Here is a 5,543-nt window from a genome sequence, read left to right as displayed (position 1 = left end):
CTCGTTTATTCAAACTCCTGCTTCCATTTGCATTGGAAGCAGGGCTTAAAAATAGTCAAGCGCCTAAAAATATTGCTTTGAAAGCGGTAGCCGGTGTGATGGGGTTAATTGCAAGTATTTTTGCACTTATTACGCTACATCAATATCTTTCGAGCTTTTTGAAGCCAATGGAAGTGAATGGCTGCTTTGCAATCGGTTTTATCGTATTAGCGGTATTACTATGGTTAATCGCCTATATTCGTAGTAAACGTAAAAAACCTGCAAGCAGTTTATTGCCAGACTTATCTGGCGCTCCGACAGGATTGAGAAATTTTGTAGAGCAAAGCGCGACAAATGTGATTCATGCAAAACAGAAATTTGATCGTGCGACTAGAAATAATACTGGTAAAATTTTATTAGGCGCAGCTGTTTTTGGTTTGCTCATGGGTAGCCGAGCAAGAGGCAAAAGACGTAGCAAAGAAGATTAATTTCTATTTTGCGTTAGCGATATTTCTCTTTTAATATGTATAAAAAAACCACTGTATTAACAGTGGTTTTTTTATTTTGAGACCTTTGTAAAATTCCGTTTTACACTAATTTCTGCTACTAGTAGAAAATTAACACCATGATTTTAATATATTTTCAAAATTTAAAAAATTGAAATTTCTCTATTTTATGTTTTTTTGCAAAGGTCTTATCTTGAAAACAAGTATCCTATCTCCAAGTACGGTATGCATTTTTCGGGAGTCCTGCTATAGTCAAATCAGCTAAAAAACAGAACGTTATCTACCGCCAGAATGGCTAGATAAGGGCTATAGGATGTTTTGTTTTTTAGCTGATCGCACTATATATTACCGAATACTTGATAATTCTGCTGCCAGACCAATGTAGCGAGCTGGTGTGAGTTGTTTTAAGGTTATCTTAACGTCTTCAGGTAATTCTAAAGTTTCAATAAAGTTTGCTAAAGTTTCTGGGGTAATTTTTTGTCCACGTGTGAGCGCTTTTAATTTTTCATACGGCTCAGGAATATCGTATCGGCGCATAACAGTTTGAATCGCTTCGCCTAATACCTCAGGATTTTCTGCAAGATCTTGTGCTAAACGCTCATGATTTACTTCTAATTTTCCTAATCCTTTTGATAGAGAAGTTAAAGCAATCGTGGTATAAGCAAAGGCGCTTCCTAAAGAGCGTAGCACGGTTGAATCCGTTAAATCGCGTTGCATCCTTGAAAGAGGAAGTTTGTGCGCAAGATGCTCTGCAAGTGCATTAGCAATACCAAAATTGCCTTCAGCATTCTCAAAATCAATTGGGTTGACTTTATGTGGCATAGTAGAAGAGCCTACTTCTCCAGCAACCATTTTTTGTTTGAAATAGTTAAGACTAATATATGTCCAAATATCTCGGCAGAGGTCAAGCAAAATGATATTACACCGGCTAATGGTATGCATTAGTTCTGCAATATAGTCGTGTGGTTCAATTTGAGTGGTGAGCGGGTTGTAAGTGAGTGATAATTGTTCTTCGACAAATTGTTGAGCCGTTGCTGGCCAATCAATATTTGGATAAGCGGATTGGTGCGCATTAAAGTTACCTACCGCACCATTAATTTTTCCTAGGAATGCTTGTTTATCTAGTTGGGATAATTGTCTTTTTAATCGGTAAAGGACGTTAGCAATTTCTTTTCCCAAAGTAGTAGGGCTTGCTGGTTGACCATGCGTTCGAGAAAGCATTGGGGTATTGGCTTCATTTTTTGCTAATGTTTCTAATCTTTCTACTATTTTTTGATAATGCTGATAGAGATATGTGCAGCCTTCTTTTAACATTAATGCGTAAGATAAGTTATTAATGTCTTCACTGGTACAGGCAAAGTGAACGAACTCAATTTTTTCTGCTAATTCGTTATTGGCAGATAAATCTTTTTTTAGCTGATACTCTACGGCTTTTACATCATGATTAGTGGTTTTTTCGATATTTTTGATGGCTTCTGCCGTTTCAAGGTTGAAGTTTGTAATTAGCTGCTCAATAAACGCATTGGCTTGTTGAGAGAGTGTGGAAAGCTCCTGAATATCAGGATGATTGGCTAAGGTTTGCAACCAACGTAATTCAACGCGATAGCGGTATTTAATGAGACCGTATTCGCTAAAGATTTCTCGTAAATCTGCAGTTTTATCAGCATATCGACCGTCAATGGGAGATATTGCAGTAAGGGCAGTAAGATTCATCGTCTTTTTCCTATGAAAAGTATAGAGTAAAAATATTTATAGCAGCTGGATAGAAGTTATTTCATAGCAGAAATAGATTGGCTATAAGTCATTCGTTAGATATCGCTTGGTATCATAAGCAAGAATTAAAAGTAATCTAGTATCCACGGAATCACCCATAAAGGGATAAGCGCAAAACCAGCAGCAGCAATGTCGTCTATCATTACGCCAAATCCGCCTGGTGCGTAGCGGTCAAGTTGTTTGATTGGCGGTGGTTTGAGAATGTCAAAAATCCGAAAGCTGATGAAAGCACAAAAAGCGGTTAATAGCATACCCCAATGAGCAATTAGCGTTGTTGGTAGGGCAAGCATCACTAGCCACACACCAATAAATTCATCCCAAACGATATTGCTTAAGTCATGTGTACCAATGTCTTTTTCTGTTTTATCGCATAACCAGCAACCTAATAAAAATGCCACTATGAGCAATAGCCAAGCAATGATAGGGCTTGCTAGTAGTAGTTTCCAAAAAGGCAATAGGATTAGGACACCAGCTACGCTACCCCAAGTGCCAGGAGCAGGGGTAATTAGCCCACTGCCTAGTCCAAATGCAAAGAAATGAATCGGATTTCTAATGAGCGTTTTAAAGGTATGTGGATGCTTTTTTGTCATATTAGCTAAATATTTCTATTAAATATGAAATGGAATGAAAATTCATAATTTTTGCATGGTAGATTGAAAGCAATCTTGGATGAGCCTTGGTCCTTGATAAATAAGCCCAGTATAAAGTTGGACTAAATCAGCACCTGCTGTGAGCTTTGCTTGATAATCGTTAGCAGTCATTACGCCACCGCTTGCAATCAATGGCATATTAGGTAATCGGTCACGGATATGTTTGATAATATTAGTCGTTTTTTCTGTTAATGGTTTGCCTGATAGGCCACCTTGCTCATTTCCATAACGATGGTCTGAGACAGCAGTTTTATCAATAGTCGTATTGGTTGCAATAATGCCATCAACTTGTGCAGCAGCTAAACTGACTAAGGTTAAATCCAATTCGTTCATGGTATTGTCAGGGGAAAGTTTTACGACTAATGGCACATATTTGCTATGTTTTTGTGCATTTTCTGTTTGTGCTTTTTTGAGTCCTTTGAGTAGTTGTTTTAGTGCTGCACCATGCTGAAGTTCTCTTAACCCTTGTGTGTTTGGGCTTGAGAGGTTGATAGTTAGATAATCTGCATGTGCATAAGCGATATCCATGGCTGAGCGGTAATCTTTCAACGCTTGCTCATTAGGGGTATCTTTATTTTTACCGAGATTGATGCCAATAAGTGTTCCTTTGAGTTGTGCTCTCGCTTTTGCAACACGTTGGCAAACGCGTTCTGCGCCTTCATTATTAAATCCCATACGATTAATAATGGCTTCTTGTTCTGGCAGTCTAAAGAGTCGTGGCTTAGGATTACCTGGTTGAGCACGAGGGGTAATGGTACCCACTTCAATAAAACCAAATCCCATTCGCGCAAAAGCGGGGATGGCTAAGGCATTTTTATCTAAGCCAGCAGCTAATCCTAATCGATTGGGAAAGGTTAACCCCATAAGAGCAACAGGCTCTTGGTAAGCACAACTCGGTGCTAAATTAGGCATTTTGGCGAGCGTTTTGAGGGTTAATTCATGGGCAGCTTCAGGGGCTAATCCAAAAAGCATCGGACGTAAAAAAGCGTATAAACTCATCCGTGTGTTCTCTCAAAAGTATTCATAAAGTCAATTAGGGCATCAGCAGCAGATATTTCAAGTGCATTATATAGACTTGCACGAATGCCGCCGACCAATTTATGTCCTTTAAGTCCAGAAAGTCCTTCTTTTTCTGCAGTTTGCCAAAATTCAGTATCTAATTGTTCGTTAGGCGTTTGGAAGATAACGTTGGTACGAGAGCGAAAAACTGGCGTAATGTTATTTTGATAAAAGTCACTTTTATCGATTGCTTGATAGAGTTTTTCGGATTTTTGTTTGGCTTGTGCTTCGAAATAAGGAATGCCACCTTTACCTTGCATCCATTTTAAAACGCCATTTAAAAGATAAATTTGCCAAGTTGGGGGGGTGTTGTATAAAGAGTTAGCATCGGCATGTGCTTTATAGGTTAGGAATTTAGGGATATGTGGATGGTCTTGCAAAAGGGCTTTTCTGATAAATACAACGGCAAATCCACTCGGGGCAAGATTTTTTTGTGCGCCACCATAAACGATATCGCAAGATTGCCACGAAATAGGGCGAGTATAGTAATCTGATGAGGCATCAATGACTAAAGGCGTTGATAAGTCTGTCGGTAATTCATGGTATTGAATACCACCGATGGTTTCATTGCTGGTGAGATGTAGATATTTATATTGTGTATCAGTTAATCGTGCTTTTAGCTCATCGTTAGAAGGTAGAGTAGTAAATTGCGTACTCTCACCACTCCAAATTTCTTCCATTTCTCCAATTCGACGGGCTTCTATGAGTGCTTTGTTTGCCCAAATGCCACTGTTTGCAATCGCTGCTTTTCCGCCATTAGCAAGAAGATTCATGGCTGTCATAACAAATTGTTCGCTAGCCCCGCCAGGTAAAAATAAGCATTGAAAATCATCTGGTGCGGCAATCAGTTTACTAGCAAGTTCTACGGTTTCTTCGTGTAGTGGTTCAAAGCGTTTACTACGATGGCTGATTTCCATTACTGACATACCGCTGCCTTGAAAATCAAGAAGTTCAGCTTGAGCTTGTTCAAGTACAGAAAGCGGAAGTGTGCAAGGGCCTGCACAAAAGTTATAAATTCGATGCGTCATGAGTGCTGTCCTAATAATAGAGAAACAATGATAACGCGATTTGTCTTTTGTTTCACTAATTGCGAGGAAAAGCGTGATAATCTCTTGGATTTTTAGCTTATTGTTTGTGGATATAGCAAGAGTTAGTAAAGGATTATAAGGTGTTTAAGTAGAGAAAATGGTTCAGTCTTACTTTTCATTTTAGTGATAGAAGCATTTCTGTCGCCAGTAATGAGACTTCTTCTCTTTGATAATGACGTCTTTCTATGGCATTAAAGTTGTGATGTAAAAAGAAAGAATAAGCGGTATCACTGACGGTTGCTGATAGAGCTGTAAGATGATTGTTTTTGGCTAATGTGTAAATATGCTGAAAAAGGGCTGTACCGATACCTTTATGTTGATAATTAGGGTCAACATAAAAACAATCAATATGGCCAGTTTGTCTATCAAATTCAATAAAACCAACAGGTGTATGGTTTAAATAAGCAATTATTGGCTGGGTTTGTATAAAGCGTTGATGCCAGTCAATTAAAGAGCGTTTTCCTATCCAAGCATGTTTTTGTTTAATG

The 5,543-nt window shown here is 38.5% G+C and carries 6 protein-coding genes; 1 reads left to right on the top strand and 5 read right to left on the bottom strand.

What is annotated here, in order from left to right:
- On the top strand, positions 1-467 hold a 467-nt coding region (locus tag A5N85_RS15605; protein ID WP_169818628.1), incomplete at its 5' end, for a serpentine receptor Sra family protein.
- A 363-nt stretch (positions 468-830) separates the two neighbouring features.
- Here the strand turns inward: A5N85_RS15605 and purB are convergent.
- The 5 genes from purB to A5N85_RS05925 form a co-directional block, all read right to left on the bottom strand.
- A complete protein-coding gene (gene purB / locus A5N85_RS05945; RefSeq protein WP_072576414.1) occupies positions 831-2,198 on the bottom strand; it encodes an adenylosuccinate lyase in 1,368 nt (455 codons plus the stop codon).
- A 125-nt stretch (positions 2,199-2,323) separates the two neighbouring features.
- Positions 2,324-2,848: a phosphatidylglycerophosphatase A family protein gene (locus tag A5N85_RS05940; RefSeq protein WP_072576413.1), complete on the bottom strand. Its 525-nt coding sequence runs from the start codon at positions 2,846-2,848 to the stop codon at positions 2,324-2,326.
- Positions 2,849-2,890: 42 nt separating this feature from the next.
- The gene (locus A5N85_RS05935) at positions 2,891-3,907 is read right to left on the bottom strand and encodes a quinone-dependent dihydroorotate dehydrogenase (protein ID WP_072576412.1); all 1,017 of its coding nucleotides are present in this window, start codon (positions 3,905-3,907) and stop codon (positions 2,891-2,893) included.
- Positions 3,904-4,995 carry a 3-phosphoserine/phosphohydroxythreonine transaminase gene (gene serC / locus A5N85_RS05930; RefSeq protein WP_072576411.1) on the bottom strand — a complete coding sequence of 364 codons (1,092 nt, stop codon included), beginning with the start codon at positions 4,993-4,995 and terminating at the stop codon, positions 3,904-3,906. The genes A5N85_RS05935 and serC overlap by 4 nt, the downstream gene beginning before the upstream one ends.
- Positions 4,996-5,170: 175 nt before the next feature.
- A partial coding sequence (locus A5N85_RS05925; protein WP_072576410.1) for a GNAT family N-acetyltransferase occupies positions 5,171-5,543 on the bottom strand: 373 nt, incomplete at its 5' end.

The sequence above is a fragment of the Suttonella ornithocola genome, from assembly GCF_001889065.1.
In the GTDB taxonomy this organism is placed as follows: Bacteria; Pseudomonadota; Gammaproteobacteria; order Cardiobacteriales; family Cardiobacteriaceae; genus Suttonella_A; species Suttonella_A ornithocola.
This window is presented reverse-complemented; position numbering and strand designations above follow the sequence as displayed.